Annotated in this window: 15 protein-coding genes and 1 pseudogene; 11 read left to right on the top strand and 5 right to left on the bottom strand. The window is 65.7% G+C overall.

The window, feature by feature from the left end:
* The first annotated feature begins 135 nt into the window (after positions 1-135).
* From QX126_RS20585 to QX126_RS20575, 3 genes are all read left to right on the top strand, one after another.
* Complete coding sequence (locus QX126_RS20585; RefSeq protein ID WP_315735153.1) at positions 136-342, top strand: cold-shock protein; 207 nt, start codon at positions 136-138, stop codon at positions 340-342.
* Positions 343-469: 127 nt separating this feature from the next.
* Complete coding sequence (locus QX126_RS20580) at positions 470-706, top strand: transcriptional regulator (RefSeq protein WP_315715243.1); 237 nt, start codon at positions 470-472, stop codon at positions 704-706.
* Positions 707-864: 158 nt separating this feature from the next.
* Positions 865-1,113, top strand: coding sequence for a hypothetical protein (locus tag QX126_RS20575; RefSeq protein ID WP_315783284.1), 249 nt, complete (start codon positions 865-867; stop codon positions 1,111-1,113).
* A 60-nt stretch (positions 1,114-1,173) separates the two neighbouring features.
* On the opposite strand, the gene QX126_RS20570 is transcribed toward QX126_RS20575, so the two are convergent.
* Both QX126_RS20570 and rpmB read right to left on the bottom strand, forming a co-directional pair.
* Positions 1,174-2,436, bottom strand: a complete 1,263-nt coding sequence (locus QX126_RS20570; RefSeq protein WP_315773201.1) for a DUF2235 domain-containing protein — start codon at positions 2,434-2,436, stop codon at positions 1,174-1,176.
* Between the two features lie 341 nt (positions 2,437-2,777).
* The gene (rpmB, locus tag QX126_RS20565) at positions 2,778-3,086 is read right to left on the bottom strand and encodes a 50S ribosomal protein L28 (RefSeq protein WP_315735146.1); all 309 of its coding nucleotides are present in this window, start codon (positions 3,084-3,086) and stop codon (positions 2,778-2,780) included.
* A 640-nt stretch (positions 3,087-3,726) separates the two neighbouring features.
* Between rpmB and QX126_RS20560 the strand changes: the two genes are divergently transcribed.
* The 5 genes and pseudogenes from QX126_RS20560 to QX126_RS20540 all read left to right on the top strand — a co-directional run bounded on the left by QX126_RS20560 (position 3,727) and on the right by QX126_RS20540 (position 10,616).
* A complete protein-coding gene (locus QX126_RS20560) occupies positions 3,727-4,506 on the top strand; it encodes a DUF3108 domain-containing protein (protein ID WP_315735736.1) in 780 nt (259 codons plus the stop codon).
* Positions 4,507-4,954: 448 nt separating this feature from the next.
* Positions 4,955-8,494, top strand: coding sequence for a helicase-related protein (locus QX126_RS20555; RefSeq protein WP_315783282.1), 3,540 nt, complete (start codon positions 4,955-4,957; stop codon positions 8,492-8,494).
* 61 nt (positions 8,495-8,555) lie between these two features.
* Positions 8,556-8,822, top strand: a pseudogene (locus QX126_RS20550) (RNA-binding S4 domain-containing protein); the annotation flags it as partial.
* A gap of 114 nt (positions 8,823-8,936) precedes the next feature.
* A complete protein-coding gene (fdxA, locus tag QX126_RS20545) occupies positions 8,937-9,275 on the top strand; it encodes a ferredoxin FdxA (RefSeq protein ID WP_315715248.1) in 339 nt (112 codons plus the stop codon).
* 501 nt (positions 9,276-9,776) lie between these two features.
* Positions 9,777-10,616 (top strand): CarD family transcriptional regulator, encoded by an 840-nt coding sequence (locus tag QX126_RS20540; protein WP_315783280.1) that lies wholly within the window; start codon positions 9,777-9,779, stop codon positions 10,614-10,616.
* A gap of 401 nt (positions 10,617-11,017) precedes the next feature.
* On the opposite strand, the gene QX126_RS20535 is transcribed toward QX126_RS20540, so the two are convergent.
* Both QX126_RS20535 and QX126_RS20530 read right to left on the bottom strand, forming a co-directional pair.
* The gene (locus tag QX126_RS20535; protein WP_315735734.1) at positions 11,018-12,484 is read right to left on the bottom strand and encodes a M48 family metalloprotease; all 1,467 of its coding nucleotides are present in this window, start codon (positions 12,482-12,484) and stop codon (positions 11,018-11,020) included.
* A gap of 48 nt (positions 12,485-12,532) precedes the next feature.
* Positions 12,533-13,309 carry a thermonuclease family protein gene (locus QX126_RS20530; RefSeq protein WP_409997687.1) on the bottom strand — a complete coding sequence of 259 codons (777 nt, stop codon included), beginning with the start codon at positions 13,307-13,309 and terminating at the stop codon, positions 12,533-12,535.
* Between the two features lie 213 nt (positions 13,310-13,522).
* On the opposite strand from QX126_RS20530, the gene QX126_RS20525 reads away from it, so the two are divergent.
* The 3 genes from QX126_RS20525 (at position 13,523) to QX126_RS20515 (ending at position 16,608) form a co-directional block, all read left to right on the top strand.
* The gene (locus QX126_RS20525) at positions 13,523-14,707 is read left to right on the top strand and encodes an ABC transporter substrate-binding protein (RefSeq protein WP_315783486.1); all 1,185 of its coding nucleotides are present in this window, start codon (positions 13,523-13,525) and stop codon (positions 14,705-14,707) included.
* A gap of 201 nt (positions 14,708-14,908) precedes the next feature.
* Complete coding sequence (locus QX126_RS20520; protein WP_315783278.1) at positions 14,909-15,703, top strand: enoyl-CoA hydratase; 795 nt, start codon at positions 14,909-14,911, stop codon at positions 15,701-15,703.
* A 131-nt stretch (positions 15,704-15,834) separates the two neighbouring features.
* Positions 15,835-16,608, top strand: a complete 774-nt coding sequence (locus QX126_RS20515) for a hypothetical protein (protein WP_315783276.1) — start codon at positions 15,835-15,837, stop codon at positions 16,606-16,608.
* A gap of 47 nt (positions 16,609-16,655) precedes the next feature.
* On the opposite strand, the gene QX126_RS20510 is transcribed toward QX126_RS20515, so the two are convergent.
* Complete coding sequence (locus QX126_RS20510; protein WP_315783274.1) at positions 16,656-17,462, bottom strand: enoyl-CoA hydratase/isomerase family protein; 807 nt, start codon at positions 17,460-17,462, stop codon at positions 16,656-16,658.
* Positions 17,463-17,501 lie beyond the last annotated feature (39 nt).

Raw genomic sequence — 17,501 nt, 5'->3', positions numbered from 1 at the left:
GAAAATCTCTACCTTGAGGTAGTTCGATTAGCCGCTGTGCCTTTCTGAATGTGCCTGTGGGCTATTTCCAAAAGTCATCGCTCAGTTGAATGAGGATCGCGTGATGGTCGCGCGATTAATGATTTGGAGATAGACATGCAGGGTACCGTCAAGTGGTTCAACGGCCAGAAGGGCTTTGGTTTCATTCAGCCGGAGGATGGCGGGAACGACGTGTTCGTTCACATCAGCGCGGTTGAACGCGCTGGTCTCGCTGGCTTGGCTGAAGGCCAGAAAGTCAGTTTTGAGGTCAAGACGGACAAGATGCGCGGTAAAACCAGCGCAGAAAATCTCGCGCTGGTCTGATCGTACTGATCTGACGTCTTGGGCCATTTCACGGATGTACTGAAATGGCTGGTTTGCCCGCTCGATCCTGTATTGAGCGGGCTTTCTGCGTCTCGACGGTAACCCGCATCTCCGGAAGGATCAGTCGATGGCCACCAAGAAGATGTCAGAACGCTCCCCCGAAAGCATTGCGCGGTCAGAGCGCCAGCGCGTCGCCGCCGAGGACGGGGCGAAGGCGCGCGCCGAATGGGATCAGCGCGCGACGGCGGTCCGCAAGAACATGGAGCGGCTGCGCGTGTTGCGGCTCGCCAAGGAAGCGGAAGCTGCGCAAGCGGGTTCTGATGCGGCGCCTGCGCCGAAGCGGCGGAAGAAGGTCGCTCGCTAGGGCCGCTTCATCTCGCCTTCCGACGTCGGCTGCCCGGTGGAACTATCGGAACTTCAGATCCGTTGCTGGTGCTCGAACAGACGGGCGATCCATGCCTGATCATTACGCCTCAACCGCGTCCCGCGTACAGACCCGACCTTCGTACCGAGGAGGCTGACGTGGCCAAGTCGACAGCTACAGACGTTCGCATTGCCAAGGACGAGGCCCAGCGTGGAGGCCAGACGATCGCATTTGCGCTTGCAATCGGCGCTACGCGGCAGGTCTGTCATCTCGAGACCTGCTTCGGCACACGCAATCAGGCGTTCGCTTATCTGCAGCGAAACCGCACGGCGTTCGAGCAGATGGCGCGCGAGCAGTTCGCCCGTGGCGAGGTGACCGACGGCGTCATCCATCTGCGCATGATCTGAGGCGATCCGCCACGCGCGAGCCTCCGAAGACGCTGCTCGACCCGCAACGCGCTGTTGCTGCTACTCCGCCTTCTGTTTGACCGGAAGCGGTACGCGCTCATAGGACGCGGGCAGATTGACGGGCCGGTAGTCCTGCGATTCCGCGATCCGCATCAGCACGCTCTCGTGGATGAACGCGCCCTCGGGAATGAAGCGCGGCTCGCAATTCGGAATGTAGAATCCGAAACGCGCCTTGCGCTCCGGCCACTCCTTGTACGTCGCGCTCTTCGGCAGCCATTCGAGCAGCCGCCAGGCCGGCCTCATCGAATCGTGCAGGGGGCCCTGGATGCTCGGCGCCACATAGGAGAACGGGCTGTTCTTGCGCTGCACGCCCCAGGCGAGCTGGTTCACCGTGCGCGGATTGACCGCCAGCCCCGCCTCGACCGCCTCGTCGATCATCCACAGCAGCGGATACTTCGAGACCGCCGACTGCGCCTCGGGATAACCGCCACCGACGTCGCAATGTACGCCGGCGAACCACACCTGCTTGGCGTCCTGCGGTCCAGCATGCGCCTTGTTGAAGCGGTTCGGCGTGAAGGTCTGCGGCATGTTCCACGGCTTCAGCCGGAACATGCAGCGCCGTTCGTCGATCGCAGCGGCCTGCCGGAAAATCTTCACGCTCGGGTTCTCGATCGAGAAGGCGAGCTCCTCGAGGCTGGGGAGGGCGAGGAACCGGTCGGTGCGCGGCACGATGACGCTGGCCACCGTGTCCCACACGCCGACGAAATGGATCGTTGGCCAGCGTGTCGAGGTGATGCGCGCGAATTGCGCGGCCTGGTCGTCGCGGCTCTCGGGAATCGGCCCTTCGTCCTCGGTGCTCTCGACCTCGGTGGTGATGCCGCGTCCGGCCTTCGGATTGTCGGAGGAGTACTTCTTGTAGGCGATCACGCCCGAGCCGGCGAGATTGATCTGATCGGGCGAGATCAGCCCGACCTTGTGGATCAGTCCGGCAAGCACGCGCACGGTGTAGGCGCCGCGTGAGAAGCCGAACAGGAAGATGCGGTCGCCTTGCTGGTAATGCGTGGCGAGGAAGCAGTAGGCCCTGATGATGTTGTCGTCGAGGCCGTACCCGGTGGCGAGCCCCAGCACCATGTTGAAATTGGCCCTGAAGCGATGCCAGCTGTCCGGCTGTGTCAGGGTGCCGACGCCGGGATCGTAGAACACGGCCTGGAGTGGCGTCGTCTTGTCGGTCTTGCGCAGGCAGCGATAGAGCTTGAGCACGTTCGAGATGTTTTCGCTGATCTCGTTGCCGGTGCCGTCGCAGCAGATGACAATATTCTTCATGACAAAGGAATGTCCGCGATAATGCTACCGCAACGAGTGTAGAGCATCGGGCTGGTGTTGGGGAGGTCGGTTCCTATGGCACTTCGTCTGGGTCGCTGTTGCGCGCCGCGCGACGGACATAGCGAAGTGATCGAATGGCGCCGCCGTACGAACGGATGGTCACTCGACGTGTCCGGTCGCCCCGCGCCGGCTGCCGTGTCCAGAGTTGTCGGCTGGTCACGGCATCCGCAAGCAAAACGGCCGGATCTCTCGATCCGGCCGTTTCGACATCTCGCTTCGCTCGAAGCCCCGCCTGTGACGCGTCCGGCTTCTGCATCAATCGTGGATTTCGGCTTGCTCTCTCAGCTCGCCTTGGCGACCGGGGCAGCGTCCGCCGCTTTCTTCTCGATGGCGCGCTTCAGCTCCAGCGCGCGCGGCGACAGCGCCGCAGCGTTGGCCTTGAGCAGATAGGCGTCGAGGCCGCCATTGTGGTCGACGCTCTTGAGCGCGTTGGTCGAGACGCGCAGGCGCACGTTGCGGCCGAGTACATCCGAGATGAAGGTCACATTGCACAGGTTCGGCAGGAAGCGCCGCTTGGTCTTGATATTGGAGTGGCTGACCTTGTGGCCAACCTGGGGGCCCTTGGCCGTCAGTTCACAGCGCCGCGACATGGCAGTAAATCCTCTCTCATCCCCGCACCCTTCGTCCGCCTGTGTCGGCGGGCCGCGGGGGTCCAAAACTCGTCCAGCTCGTCTCTGGGAGATGCGGTCCTATAGGGGGGATGCGGCTTTTCGTCAAGGTTTTGAGGGATGGGGCCGGTGGCACCTTGCCACGCGCCGAATCGCAGGGCTGCCTCGCTTCACGGCGGCGGTATTTGCGCCCGCGGCACGGCGTCCGGCCATAGGCGTCCGCATGGCCGTTTTTCTCTGAAAGACGTCGTACAATCAACATCATAGCCGATCGCCGGAGACCACATAAAGGGCGTATTCGGGCGTGATGAGTGGACGCTCGCGCGATGGCGCGTCAAACCGGCCCGTCGAGCCCGGCGGATTGCAGGGGCTCACGGGGAGTTTGGGCCGCCCGATGCGGCTTCGCCGGAAGCGGAGCCGGACGTAAAGCGCTGGACAATCGGCCAGGATGTGACCGGTTCGCGTTGTTCAGGAGCGTTTTTGGCGTAAGTAACAGCAGTGGCGCGGCACAGGGGCCGGGGCCCGACAAGCGGATCGGCAGGACCATTTCGACGTGACCAACAGCACGGCCTTCTTCCGTTTCCGGCGCCTGGCGGTGGCCGGCTCCATCGCGGCGCTCCTGCTGCTGGCCCCCCACGGCGCCTGGGCACAGGCCCGGCTGGACGCCCAATATGAGGCTTCGCTGGCTGGCATCCCCGTCGGCAAGGGCACCTGGGCGGTCGAAATCGGGGATGATCAGTATGGCGCCGCAGCTCAGGGCGGCACCGCGGGCCTGCTCAAGAGCTTCTCCCAAGGATCGGGCACCGGGTCGGTGCAGGGGCGCGTCGTCAACGGCGCCCTGGTCGGGCAGAGCTACCAGGCCTCGACCACCACGGGAAAGAAGTCCGAGCAGATCCGCATCAATCTGCAGAACGGCACCGTGAAGGATTTCGCCATCGAGCCGACGCCGCCGGTCGATCCCGACCGCATTCCGGTAACGGATGCCCACAAGCGCGGCGTGCTCGATCCGATGACGGCCTCGCTGGTGCGGGTGCCGGGCAATGGCGAGCTGCTGTCGCCGGACTCGTGCCGCGGCGCTGCGCCCGTGTTCGACGGCCGCATGCGCTACGAGCTCAAGCTCGACTACAAGCGCATGGAGAACGTCAAGGCGGACAAAGGCTATCGTGGTCCGGCGCTGGTCTGCGCGGTCTACTTCACGCCGGTCGCGGGTTACATCCCGGACCGGCCGGTGATCAAATATCTCGCCCAGGCCCGCAACATGGAGATCTTCTTCGTGCCGCTCGCGGGCACGCGCATCCTGGTGCCGTTCCGGGTCGTGATTCCGACCTCTTTCGGCAAGGCGATGCTCGAGGCGACCTCCTTCATCACCCAGGCCTCGCCGCACGTCGCGAAAACGCAGTAGCGCGCGGCGGAATCCTCGTTGTCCGGCCGGCGCCGTCATTGCGAGGCCGCCCGGAAAGCCAGCATGTGTGATCCGGCGCGCGGCCTGAACGACGGCTCGCGTGAATCCGTTTGACTCTTCGCCGATTCTGATTCGACTCGGGCCTGCTCGAAACAGCGCCAGTTCCCTCGCGAAAGCGTTGCTTGTCGAGACTGTGAAAACTTGATCTAGTGCTGCCTTGATCGCGCGGCGCGAGATGTTGCGGTGAACGAAGCCGGAAAGGCGCTGGAGTCAGCGATTCGGGCGTGATTCGTTCTCAAGGCGTTCCGAAGCTTAAGCTGCGTCCCTATATGCGTAGCAATGTGACACAGGTGTGAGGATCGCAGCCTCTCAGAACGACGATAATTCCAGCATCCATCGCGCCTGACCCGCGCGCCTGCAACGCCGGCCTCGAGACCCAATTTAACGAATGGCTTTTTCGTCTTCTTCGGCAGCCTCGCCTTTCGAGCGCGCGTCCGACCGTGCTCCCGGAAGCGGCGTCACCGCCGTGCTCGGCCCCACCAACACCGGCAAGACGCATCTGGCGATCGAGCGCATGCTCGCGCATTCCTCCGGCATCATCGGACTGCCGCTGCGGCTGCTCGCGCGCGAGGTCTACAACAAGATCGCCGATCGCGTCGGCAGCGAGGCCGTTGCGCTGATCACCGGCGAGGAGAAGATCAAGCCGAAGAACCCGCGCTACTGGGTGTCGACCGTCGAGGCGATGCCCAGGGATCTCGACGTGTCGTTCCTCGCCGTCGACGAGATCCAGATCGCCGCCGATCTCGAGCGCGGCCACGTCTTCACCGACCGCATCCTCAACCGGCGGGGCCGTGACGAGACGCTGCTGCTCGGGGCTGCGACGATGCGCCCCATCATCGAGCGGCTGCTGCCGGGCGTATCGACCGTGACGCGGCCGCGGCTGTCGCAGCTCGAATTCGCCGGCGACCGCAAGATCACGCGACAGCCGCGCCGGACTGCCATCGTGGCCTTCTCTGCCGACGAGGTCTACGCCATCGCCGAGCTGATCCGCCGTCAGCATGGCGGCGCCGCTGTGGTCCTGGGATCGCTGTCGCCGCGAACCCGCAACGCGCAGGTGGCGATGTTCCAGAACGGCGACGTCGACTATCTCGTCGCCACCGACGCGATTGGCATGGGGCTCAACCTCGACGTCGACCACGTCGCCTTCGCGTCCGACCGCAAGTATGACGGCTATCAGTTCCGCCGGCTCACGCCGTCGGAGTTTGCCCAGATCGCGGGCCGTGCCGGACGGGCGACGCGCAACGGCACGTTCGGCACCACCGGGCGTTGTGCGCCGTTCGAGCCCGAGCTGGTCAATGCGCTCCAGAACCACACCTTCGATACCGTGAAGGTGCTGCAATGGCGGAACTCCAGGCTTGATTTCGCGTCCTTGAGCGCGCTTCAGGTCTCATTGGCGATCGCGCCGGGGCATGAGGCGCTGACGCGCGCGCCGATCGCGGAGGATCTGCGCGTGCTCGATCATGCCGCGCGCGACGCCGAGGTGCGCGACATGGCGCATGGCGCGGCCGCGGTCGAGCGTCTCTGGGAGACCTGCCAGATCCCCGATTATCGCAGGCTGTCGCCGGCCGCCCATGCGGAGCTGGTGACCACCGTGTTCGGCTTCCTGATGCAGAAGGGGCGTATTCCGGACGCCTGGTACGCCGCACAGGTCGATCAGGCCGACCGCGTCGATGGCGACATCGACACGCTGTCGGGGCGGATTGCACAGATTCGTACCTGGACCTTCGTGGCCAACCGGCCAGACTGGCTGCGCGACCCTGATTATTGGCAGGGGATTACCCGCGAGCTCGAAAATAAATTGTCAGACGCCCTTCATGAACGGCTCACGGAGCGTTTCGTTGATCGTCGTACCAGTGTATTGATGCGGCGCCTGCGGGAGAACAGTGTTTTGAATACGGAAATCGGCAAGACCGGCGAAGTGATCGTTGAAGGGCACGCGATCGGCCGTCTGGATGGATTCACCTTCGCGCCCGACGCCGCCGAAGCCGGCTCGGAGGCCAAGGCCTTGCAGGCTGCTGCCCAGAAGGCGCTGGCCGGCGAGATCGAGGCGCGCGCCGAGAAGCTGTCCAGCGCGCCCGACGAGCACATCGTGCTCACCGCCGACGGCACGGTGCGCTGGACCGGCGACGCGGTCGCGAAGCTGGTCGCGGCCGACGACGCTCTGCATCCGCGCCTGCGCATCATCGCCGACGAGCGGCTGACGGGTGCTGCGCGTGACAAGGTGCAGGCGCGGCTCGATCTCTGGCTGAAGACGCATATCGAGAAGCTGCTCGGCCCGCTGTTCGAATTGTCCAAGGCCGAGGACATCACCGGTATCGGCCGCGGCATCGCGTTCCAACTGGTGGAGGCGCTCGGCGTCATCGAGCGCGCCAAGATCGCGGCCGAGATGAAGGATCTCGACCAGCCGTCGCGCGCCACGTTGCGCAAATATGGCGTGCGCTTCGGCGCCTATCACATCTACGTCCCGGCGCTGCTCAAGCCGGCGGCGCGCGCGCTCGCTGCGCTGCTGTGGGCCGAGAAGCAGGGCAATGTCGACATGTCCGCGCTGACCGGCGCGCAGCATCTGGCGAGCTCGGGCCGGACCTCGTTCCCGGTCGACAAGGCGCTGCCGCGCGATGCCTATCGCGTGCTCGGCTACAAGCAGGCGGGCGAGCGCGCGGTGCGCGTCGACATCCTGGAGCGGCTGGCCGACCTGATTCGTCCCGCCCTGGCCTGGCGCGACAATGCACCGGGCGAAAAGCCCGCCGGCGCCTTCGACGGCCGCGGCTTCGTGGTGACGCAGGCGATGACCTCGCTCACCGGCTCGGCCGGCGAGGACTTCGCCTCGATCCTGCGCGCGCTCGGCTATCGCATGGAGAAGCGTCCGCCCCTGCCGCCCAAGCCGATTGAGAAGCCCGTCGAGGCTGCTGCTGCCGAGGCTGCTGCTGTGGAAACCGCTCCGGCTGAGTCGGCAGAAGCGCAGGCCGTGCCGGGCGAGGACCTCGCGCCTGTCGCCGGCGAGCCGGCCGACGAGCAGGTTCCTACCGTCGCGGAGGCCGCCGTCGCTCCGGTGACCGAGCAGACCGTCGCCGTGCCCGCGGCGGTCGGCGAGGAGCAGGCGGAAACCGCGTCGGTGTCGGCCCTGGCATCGCTGCCGACCGTCGATTTCGTCACGCCGGATGCGGCGGACGAGGCGTCCGTGGCCGAGACGGTTGCCGAAAGCGTCGTCGCCGAGGCGGAAACCGCCGTTGCTGCGGATGCGCCGCAGCCAGAAGCCGCTGAGGTCGTCGCGCACGAGGCAGCAAGCATCGGCGATGCTTCGGCTGAAGCTGCCGGGACTGAAGCTGCTGCTGGATCTACCGCGACCGCGGCTTCTCCGGCCGAGGCCGCTGCTGCCGCCGAGCCCGTCCTGGTCGAGGTCTGGCGGCCGGGCGGGCGCTCGGAGGAGCGCAGGCCGCGCCACGACCATCATCATCGCGGCCGGCCCAACCGTCCGCAGCACGAGCGCGGCCAGGCGGCCGCTGGGACGACCCCGGCCGAGGGCGGCGAGGCGCGCGAGCGCCATCATCGCGGCCAGGGCCGGCGCGACCGGATGAAGGAGTTCGGCAAGGACTTCCGCAAGGGCCCGCCGGAGACTGGTGCGGCTCCAGCCGAGGGTGCATCAGCGCCGGCGCGTGAGGAGCGCGGGCCGCGCCGCGACCATGACGCCAAGGGGCGCGACCAGAACCGCGATCGCAACAAGGGCGGCAAGTTCGGTGGTGAGGGACGCGGCGGCCGCGACTTCGGCAAGGGCGGTCGCGACAAGCGCGACGGCGGTCCGGCGCTGCGGCCCTACGCCTCGAGTGGCGGCGGAGGCCGGGATCGCGATCGTCCGGTCGATCCCAACTCGCCGTTCGCCAAGCTTGCCGCGCTCAAGGAGCAGCTCGCGGCGAACAACCGCAAGGATTGAGCGGCAAGATCGGTTGGCAAGATAGGTTGGAAGGACAACGCCGACGTCCGGCACCCCGTCAGAGCGCCAGCGCCTCGACAAATGGCTGTGGCATGCGCGGCTGGTGAAGGCGCGCACCAGCGCCGCGGCGCTGGTGGCGTCGGGCCATGTTCGGATCAATGGCGTGCGCGAGACGTCGCCCGGCCACGGGGTGAAGACCGGTGACGTGCTGACCATCGCGCTCGACCGCAGCGTGCGCGTGCTCAAGGTGACCGGCTTTGCCGAGCGCCGCGGCGATGCTGCCTCCGTGCGCGGACTGTACGATGATCTGGATGGCGGACGATCCTGATGGATTGCGCCAGAGCAATATCCGGTTCAGTTCTTCGCCCCGCTTCACTTGCGGCACAACACGTCCTGCGCTAGTCCAAGCCAGCCGAATTGTCGATCCGTTCCGGAGCCTTGGATGACTTACGTCGTCACCGAAAACTGTATCAAGTGCAAATACACCGATTGCGTTGAGGTCTGCCCGGTAGACTGCTTCTACGAGGGTGACAACATGCTGGTCATTCATCCGGACGAATGCATCGATTGCGGCGTGTGCGAGCCGGAATGTCCGGCCGACGCGATCAAGCCGGATACCGAGCCGGGGCTGGAGAAGTGGCTGGGCGTGAACGCCGAATATGCCAAGTCCTGGCCCAACATCACCCAGAAGAAGGACCCGCCGGCCGACGCCAAGGAGCACGACGGCGAGGATGGAAAGTTCCAGAAATATTTTTCGTCGAAGCCCGGCGCCGGAGACTGACGGTCGTCTCGCTACCTGCGCGTTCACCAGCGCGCCCCGGCCTGCGGGGTGCCGTCGCGCCGATCGAAATCGTTACGCGGAAACAATGGCCTAGAACACCTCTTGCGGCGAGCGGGACGCGCTGCACGAGTTGTTCTATTCCGGCACGCTTCACTTAACCCTAACTTCGTGGATCCGTCACAATACCGCCCCTGCGGCCTCTAAATCATTGATTTTTGCGGCAAATGTGCTATATATAGCACATTCTCAGAGCCGAACCCGGCCATGCGTAACCTTTTTGGCCGCCCTTTTAGGTTCCCGCAACATCAAACAGGGGCGTGGCAGTTCCGCGCGCAGGCTGTGTCACAGAAAACGCGTAAAAAGAGTGCTTCCAAGAGTACAAAAAAAGCCGCCGCGGCCAGCCGCAGCGTTTCCAAGGGCCGTGCCCGGGCTCCTGTAAAGGAGATTCGGGCTGCCGCGAAGGCCTCGGCTGCCAAGTCCACTAAGAACAAAAGAAGCGCAATGCCTGAAAAGACTGCCAAGACTGCCGCGAAAGCATCCGCCGCGAAGACCACTCTTGCAAAGGACTCTGTTGCCAAGGCTGCGCCTGCCAAGGCCGCCGCTGCGCCCAAGGCTGCCACCAAGACCGCCGTTCCTGCCGCTGCTGCCGCTGCTGCCCCTGTTGCCAAGCCCGCTGTCGCCGCCAAGCCGGCTGCTCCTGCCGCGGCCGCGCCGCGCGTCGAGGAAAAGAAGCTGCCGACCCAGCGCCAGGGTTTCAAGACCAACGAATTCGTCGTCTATCCGGCTCACGGCGTCGGCCAGATCCTGGCCATCGAGGAGCAGGAGATCGCGGGCGCCAAGCTCGAGCTGTTCGTCATCAACTTCATCAAGGACAAGATGACGCTGCGCGTGCCGACCGCCAAGGTCGCCAATGTCGGCATGCGCAAGCTGTCCGACCCGGCGCTGGTGAAGAAGGCGCTGGAGACCCTGAAGGGCCGTGCCCGCGTCAAGCGCACCATGTGGTCGCGTCGCGCCCAGGAATACGAAGCGAAGATCAATTCGGGCGACATCGTCGCGATCGCCGAGGTCGTGCGCGATCTCTACCGTTCGGAGTCGCAGCCCGAGCAGTCCTACAGCGAACGCCAGCTCTACGAAGCGGCGCTCGACCGTCTGTCGCGCGAGATCGCCGTCGTGCAGCACTCGACCGAGACCGAGGCCGTCAAGGAGATCGAGACGCAGCTCGCCAAGAGCCCGCGCCGCGGTGCCAAGACCGAAGCCGATGCGGTCGCCGAAGGTGATGCCGACGCCGAGGGCGATGATATCGATGGCGACGACACCGCCGTGGCCGACGAGGCCGCCTGATCGACCGTTAGCGCGTTTTCCAATTAGTTGCTTACGAAAGCCCGGCCGAAAGGTCGGGCTTTTTGTTTGGGATGCACGTCGACGGCACCGCTTCATGGCCATGGTGTAGACGTGCTCGCCGTTCGCGAGTTGGCGATGGACTGCGTGCGAAGGTGGGGCGCTGGTCGCACTTGCTCCGCTGTCGTCCCGGCGAACGCCGGGACCCATAATCCCGGGCGCCTGCAAGGACGCGCGCTGGAGCTCCAGCGCTCCAGCCATTTGCACTTGCGGTTATGGATCCCGGGTCGGCGCCCGGCAACGCTGTCGCGTTGCCGGTCTTGCCCGGGACGACAGTTGTCGTGTGGCCGTCCTGGCATGGCATCAACCCGCCGGGGCAAGCGGGGAATCCGTCCCTCAGCCCGTCACTCCACCACGATCTTGACGCGGTCGCGGACCTTGACCTGGGCGCGGGCGTCGAGCCCGTTCAGCACCCGGAAGCGCTCGACCGGACGGTCGACGCCGGTCATGCGGTGCGCGAGCGACTCGACCGTGTCGCCCGGCTGCACGGTGATCACCTTGATGCGCAGCGGCCGCGCCGACTGGATCTCCTCCAGGCTGAGCCGGCGGAACGAGTTCACCGTCTCCCGCGCATTGCGCTCGCTCTCGGTGGTCTTCTGGCGAGAGGCGAAGATGAAGCGGTAGACGTCGCTGCCGACGCGCAGCGCGTAGACCTTGAACTGCCAGGGATCGCCGCTCGCCGAGGTCGAGGCCGCCGGGAAGCCGTTGATCGTCAGCTCCTCGGTCGCCGACTTGTCGACGTTCTCCATCCAGCCGGAATTGAGATAGTCGCCGAGCGTCTGCTGGGCAGGCACGCGCACCACGTCGAAGCGCATCGCCTGGGCGCCGCCTTCGCGCACGCCGATCACCGCCTGCGCGGTGTTGTCGAGCGTGAAGTTCTCCGGCGCCTGGAAGGTGAAGCCGAGCTTCGGATGCAGGAAGCGCCGCCCACGCACGAAGCCCTCGCTCGGGTCCTCGCCGTAGACGATGTTGTCGACCGCAGCCAAGTAGGTCTCGCGGTCATGCTCCCTGGCCTCGGGGGAGACGTATTGCTTGGCGATGGCGGCAGCGTTCTGCACCCGCTCCGGCGTCGCCGGATGCGACGACAGGAAGTCCTGCGCGCGCGGGTCGATCGCGACCTTGCCGGCCTTCAGCTCGGCGTTGCGCTCCATCGAGCTTAGGAAGCGCGCCGCGCCGTAGGGATCGAACTTCGCCTTGGCGGAGATGCCGACGCCGATGCCGTCGGCCTCGAACTCCTGGGTGCGAGAGAAACTCGCCATCGTCAGCTTGGTCTTGGCGAGCGCCAGCGCCGTCAGGTCCGGATCGTTGCCCATGTCGGAGACGACGCGGGTCACCACTGCGGCCTGCCGCGCCTGGTCCTCGCGAATCGCAGCATGGCGCGCCAGCACATGCGCCATCTCGTGGCTCAGCACCGAGGACAATTCGGAGGTGTCGTTGGCGAGCGCAATCAGGCCGCGCGTCACGTAGAGCTGGCCGGTCGGCAGCGCGAAGGCGTTGACCGCACCGGAGTTCAGGATCGTGACCTTGTAGCCCTGGTCGGGCCGATCGGACACCGCCACCAGCCGGTCGACGATCTTGCCGATCAGGCCCTCGAGCTGGGGATCCTCATAGGCACCGCCATAAGTAGCAAGAATGCGCTCGTGCTCGCGATCGCTCGCCGGCGTCGTCTGCACCATCGCCGGCTTCGGCCGCGGCGTCGGCATCGGCGCCGTCGCCTGCTGCAACTTGCCCATGTCGCTGCAACCGGACAACGCCAGTCCCAGGCACAGCAACGCCGGTGCGATCCACGAACCGCAGTTCATCACCGTCATGCGCTTTCGAACAGACAGGCTCACGTCGCTACTCACGTACCTCAGCGGTCAATTCCCGCTCAAAATCTCGATCTGGGCGATCTGCGTCAGTTCCAGTCTCGGACCCGCATGCGCTTCGATCCAACCGCGCACGCGAATCTGTCGATTCGCAAGTGATTTGACGTCGATGCCGGCACCTTCCAATACCGCCATCATACGCTTTGGAATAGTCACCGCGAAGCCCCGTGTCCAGCTACGAGCGAAGTTCAGATAAGTTGTTGTCCCCGTCTGTCGTACGGACAACACCTTCCCTTCGACAACCGTAAATTGCCCTAGGCGAGACAAAATATCGTCTGGACTTTCCGTGTTTTTTATGACGGTCCCAATCTTCCAGAGGCCGCGTCCGGCGCTGCGTGCCTCGGCTTCCGCCGCACCCAGGCTGAGGGCGCAATCCCGGTCCGGCAGGTCGATCCCGCGCAGCACGGCGCCCTGCCGGAGCAGCTCGCTCTGCACCGGCTGGTCCGCACCGGCCACGAAGGCGAAGGCGCGCTGCCGGCCGTAGCGGTCCGGAGTGTCGTCCTCGCCGCGCAGCACGACGTCGCGGCCGCGCAGCAGCACGCGCAGCGCATCGATCGCTGCCGCGTGCTGCTCGTCCGGCGGCGCCTCGAGGCCGGCGAGCCTGACCTCGCGGCCGTCGTCGAGACGGAAGCTGCGCGCATCGATGATCTCGCTGACGTGGCCTTCGCCGAGCTCGGCGAACATGCACGGCGCGGCGTGACTCGCCGACATCATCGCGATGATCGCGACGCTCGCACCGAGCGCAATCGGCCTCCATCTGCCCTGCATTCTGCGCACTCTCGCCATGCTGCATCATCGCACGAAATTTCCATTCCACTGAGCGGAAAGCAGCAGCAGCGGTGCCTTTGCTGAGCGCTTGCCGCCTGCGACCACGTACGCCATGATGCGAACTATCAAAGAGGCCGTCGCCATGTAGCGACGCGCCCGGCAGGGAGGATATCGATGACCAGAACCATCCGCGGCGCGGCGGCGTCGCTGTTCATGCTGGCGTCGGCGCTGACGTTCTCTGCGGGCGTGGCGCATGCGCAGAGCAAGCCGCCGCTGAAGATCGGCGGCATCCTGGACATGTCGAGCCTCTACGCCGACATCACCGGTCCCGGCAGCGAGACCGCGGCGAAGATGGCGGTGGAGGATTTCGGCGGCGAGGTGCTGGGCCGCAAGATCGAGGTGCTTGCGGCCGACCATCTCAACAAGGCCGATCTCGCCGCCAACATCGCCCGCGACATGCTCGACAACCAGGGCGTCGAGATGATCTGGGATGTCGCAGCCTCTGCCACCGCGCTGGCCGCCGGCGAGATCGCCAAGGCGCGCAACAAGATCATCATCTTCAACGGTCCCGGCTCTGTCAGGCTGTCCAACGAGGCCTGCGGCCCGTACACCGTGCACTACGTGTTCGACACCTTCGCGCAGGCCAATGTCACGGGATTGGCGGCGGTGAAGTCCGGCCTCGACAGCTGGTTCTTCCTGACCGCGGATTACGCCTTCGGCCAGGATCTGGAGAAGGACACCACCGCCGTGGTGGTGAAGTCGGGCGGCAAGGTGCTCGGCAGCGTGCGTCATCCGCTCAATACGTCGGACTTCTCGTCCTTCCTGCTCCAGGCGCAGGCCTCCAAGGCCAAGGTGATCGGCCTCGCCAATGCGGGCGGCGACACCATCAACGCGATCAAGCAGGCCGCGGAGTTCGGCCTCAGCAAAGGCGGCCAGAAGCTGTCGCCGCTGCTCGCCTTCGTCTCCGACATCGATAGCGTCGGGCTCGAGACGGCGCAGGGGCTTCTGGTCGCGGAAGCGTTCTATTGGGATCTCAACGACGACACCCGCGCCTTCACCAAACGCTTCATGGAGCGCACCAGGCGCGTGCCGACCTCGGCCCAGGCGGGGGTCTATTCCTCCGTCACGCACTATCTGAAAGCCGTGAAGACGGCCGGGACGACCGATGCGGACGCCGTCATGAAGGTGATGCGGGCGACACCGATCAACGACATGTTCGCCAAGGGCGGCCGCATCCGCGAGGATGGACGCATGGTGCATGACATGTACCTGTTCGAGGTCAAGAAGCCGTCGGAATCGAAGGGGAAGTCCGACGACTACAAGCTGCTCGCGACCGTGTCGGGCGACGAGGCATTTCAGCCGCTCGAGGCGTCGCGCTGCCCGCTTGTGAAGAAGTGACGGCCGGGGCCACGGCATTCCGGGGCGCGCCTGCGCAAGGCGCAAACTCTGCCACGACATCCGTCGTTCCGGGGCAACGCGCAGCGTTGAACCCGGAACCTCGATGTGAGTCCATCAGCTCGGGATTCCGGGTTCGACGCCGCCGTGTCGCCCCGGAATGACGGGAGACATAACACCGGGAAACAACAAGGAGCGCCGGCCATGACCACCAACACGACAGTCCTGCAGCATCTCGACTCCGGCCTGCTCACGATCACGATGAACCGTCCGGAGCGACGCAACGCGCTCAACAGCGACATGACCAAGGGCCTGGTCGAGGCGGCGCATCGCGCGGCCAATGATCCCGAGGTGCGCGCCGTGCTGCTCAAGGGCGCCGGCGGCACCTTCTGCGTCGGCGGCGACGTCAAGGCGATGGCCGAAGCCAAGACCGCGCCCTCGTTCGAGACCAAGGTCTCGACCTTGCGCGAGCGCATGGAGGTGTCGCGGCTGCTGCACCAGATGCAGAAACCGGTGGTGGCGCAGATCGACGGCGCGGCCGCCGGCGCCGGCCTGTCGATCGCGCTGGCCTGCGATCTGCGGGTGGCCGGCGAGTCGGCCAAGATCACGACGGCCTTCGCCAAGGTCGGGCTGTCGGGCGATTTCGGCGGCACCTATTTCCTCACGCAACTGCTCGGCAGCGCCAAGGCGCGGGAGCTGTATCTGACCTCGCCGGTCCTGACGGCGCAGGAGGCGCTCACCCTGGGCATGGTCACCAAGGTCGTGCCCGACGCCGAGGTCGAAGCCGCCACGCGCGCGCTGGCGCTGTCGCTGGCGCAGGGGCCGAGCGTGACGCTCGGCTACATCAAGCGCAACATCAACAATGCCGAGACGATGACGCTGGAGGCCTGCTTCGACGCCGAGGCGATGCATCACTCGCGCTGCAGCGACACAGAGGATCACAAGGAGGCGGCGAAAGCCTTCGTCGAGAAGCGCGCGCCGGTGTTTCAGGGTCGGTAGCTCCGCGTTCTCCGTCATTGCGAGCGACGCGACGCAATCCAGGGTCATGGCCTGAGCTCTGGATTGCTTCGCGTCGCTCGCAATCACGCCGCGGGCCTGTGTGAACACGTGATTCCTCAAAGAGGGCTGCGATGGCTTACCTCCACCTCCGTCAGATCTGCCTGGTCGCGCGCCGGCTCGAGCCGGTGGTCTCGGACATCGCCGCGATCATGGGGCTGGAGGTCTGCTACCGCGATCCGCATGTCGCCAAATACGGACTGGAGAATGCGCTGCTGCCGGTCGGGCCGATCCTGCTCGAGGTGATTGCGCCGACCCGCGAGGACACCGCGGCGGGACGCTTCCTCGACAAGACCGGCGGCCGCGGCGGCTACATGGCGATCTTTTCCTGCGATGATCCCGGTGGCCGCGCCGCCCGTGCCAACGAGATGGGTGTGCGGACCGCCAACGTCATCGATCATCCGCCCTATCACGGCGTGCAACTGCATCCGCGCGACTGCCGCGCCGCCTTCATCGAGCTCAATCACACCGAGGGCAGCGACGATGTGCTCGGCCCCTATCCGCCCGCCGGGCCGGATTGGACGCGCGCGATCCGCAGCGACGTGACGACGGCGATGACCGAGGTGGTGCTGCAGAGCCCCGAGCCGGCCTCGCTCGCCGCGCATTGGGGGCACATTCTCGATGTGGTGCCGTCTGCCAGCAGCGACGGTCTTCAGCAGTTGAAATTGCCGAACGCCGGTATCCGTGTCGAACCCGGCGAGCGAGAGCTCATGAGCGGCCTGACATTCCGCGTCGCCGATGCTGCACGTGTGGCCGACGCCGCGTGCGCCCGTGGCTATGCGGTTTCAGGCGGTTGTTTCACACTTGGCGGCGTTGCGTTCGCGTTGCAGGGGGCGGTCGCCAGTTAGTTGCTCGTCATGGCCCGGCCATGACGACGTTGGAAGCTCGAGGCTCGTCACCGCCCCTTGAAGTTCGCGAAGCGCCGCTCCTCCGTTGCCTTGACGCCTTCCTTGAAATCCTCGGTCGCGCGCAGCCGGGTCTGTTCGGCGAGCTCGTGCTCGGTTGCTACCATCACACGGTCGGCGAGGCTGGCGCGCATCGTCGCGCGGGTCGACAGCAGGCCGAGCGGCGAGCATTCGGCGATCTCGGCGGCGAGCTTCATCGCGGCTGTCCGCACCTGGTCCTGCGGCGCGCATTCATTGGCGAGCCCCATCTTCAGCGCCTCTTCGCCGGTGACACGGCGGCTGGTGTAGAACATCAGCTCGGCGTTGTTCTTGCCGATCAGCTCGGGCAGCGTCACCGTCAGCCCGAAGCCGGGATGGAAGCCGAGCTTGGTGAAATTGGCGGAGAAGCGCGCTTCCGGACAGGTGACGCGGAAGTCGGCCGAGACGGCGAGGCCGAGCCCGCCACCGATTGCGGCGCCGTGCACGGCGGCGACCACCGGTTTCTTGCAGCGGAAGATCCGCACGGCCTGCATGTAGAGATGGTTGATCGCCCCGAGGCTGTCGGCCGGATCGCCTTTGGCGCCGGCCGCTTCCTGCGCCTGGCGCGCCGGATCGGTGAAGTTGGCGCCGGCGCAGAACGCCTTGCCCTGCGCCGCCAGCACCGAGGCGCGGATCTCGATGTCGCGGTCGAAGCCTTCGAGCGCGTCGGCGATCTGGTTGATCAGCGAAATGTCGAAGAAGTTGAGCGGCGGCCGGCGGATCTCGATCAGGCCGACATGGCCGTGGATCTCGACGCCGATGTCAGGAAAGTGGGTCATGGTTGTGGTCTCCGATTCTGCTTTCCGGGCGTCATTGCC

The sequence above is a fragment of the Bradyrhizobium sp. SZCCHNPS1003 genome, assembly GCF_032381555.1.
Lineage (GTDB): Bacteria > Pseudomonadota > Alphaproteobacteria > Rhizobiales > Xanthobacteraceae > Bradyrhizobium.
The sequence above is the reverse complement of the archived record's forward strand: the minus strand, read 5'-3'. Positions and strand labels throughout refer to the sequence as shown.

Coding starts and splice junctions, on each gene's coding strand:
- QX126_RS20585 (WP_315735153.1), top strand. CDS start 136: ATGCAGGGTACCGTCAAGTGGTTCAACGGCCAGAAGGGCTTTGGTTTC.
- QX126_RS20580 (WP_315715243.1), top strand. CDS start 470: ATGGCCACCAAGAAGATGTCAGAACGCTCCCCCGAAAGCATTGCGCGG.
- QX126_RS20570 (WP_315773201.1), bottom strand. CDS start 2,436: ATGAAGAATATTGTCATCTGCTGCGACGGCACCGGCAACGAGATCAGC.
- rpmB (WP_315735146.1), bottom strand. CDS start 3,086: ATGTCGCGGCGCTGTGAACTGACGGCCAAGGGCCCCCAGGTTGGCCAC.
- QX126_RS20555 (WP_315783282.1), top strand. CDS start 4,955: ATGGCTTTTTCGTCTTCTTCGGCAGCCTCGCCTTTCGAGCGCGCGTCC.
- fdxA (WP_315715248.1), top strand. CDS start 8,937: ATGACTTACGTCGTCACCGAAAACTGTATCAAGTGCAAATACACCGAT.
- QX126_RS20540 (WP_315783280.1), top strand. CDS start 9,777: ATGCCTGAAAAGACTGCCAAGACTGCCGCGAAAGCATCCGCCGCGAAG.
- QX126_RS20535 (WP_315735734.1), bottom strand. CDS start 12,484: ATGACGGTGATGAACTGCGGTTCGTGGATCGCACCGGCGTTGCTGTGC.
- QX126_RS20530 (WP_409997687.1), bottom strand. CDS start 13,309: ATGCAGGGCAGATGGAGGCCGATTGCGCTCGGTGCGAGCGTCGCGATC.
- QX126_RS20525 (WP_315783486.1), top strand. CDS start 13,523: ATGCTGGCGTCGGCGCTGACGTTCTCTGCGGGCGTGGCGCATGCGCAG.
- QX126_RS20520 (WP_315783278.1), top strand. CDS start 14,909: ATGACCACCAACACGACAGTCCTGCAGCATCTCGACTCCGGCCTGCTC.
- QX126_RS20515 (WP_315783276.1), top strand. CDS start 15,835: ATGGCTTACCTCCACCTCCGTCAGATCTGCCTGGTCGCGCGCCGGCTC.
- QX126_RS20510 (WP_315783274.1), bottom strand. CDS start 17,462: ATGACCCACTTTCCTGACATCGGCGTCGAGATCCACGGCCATGTCGGC.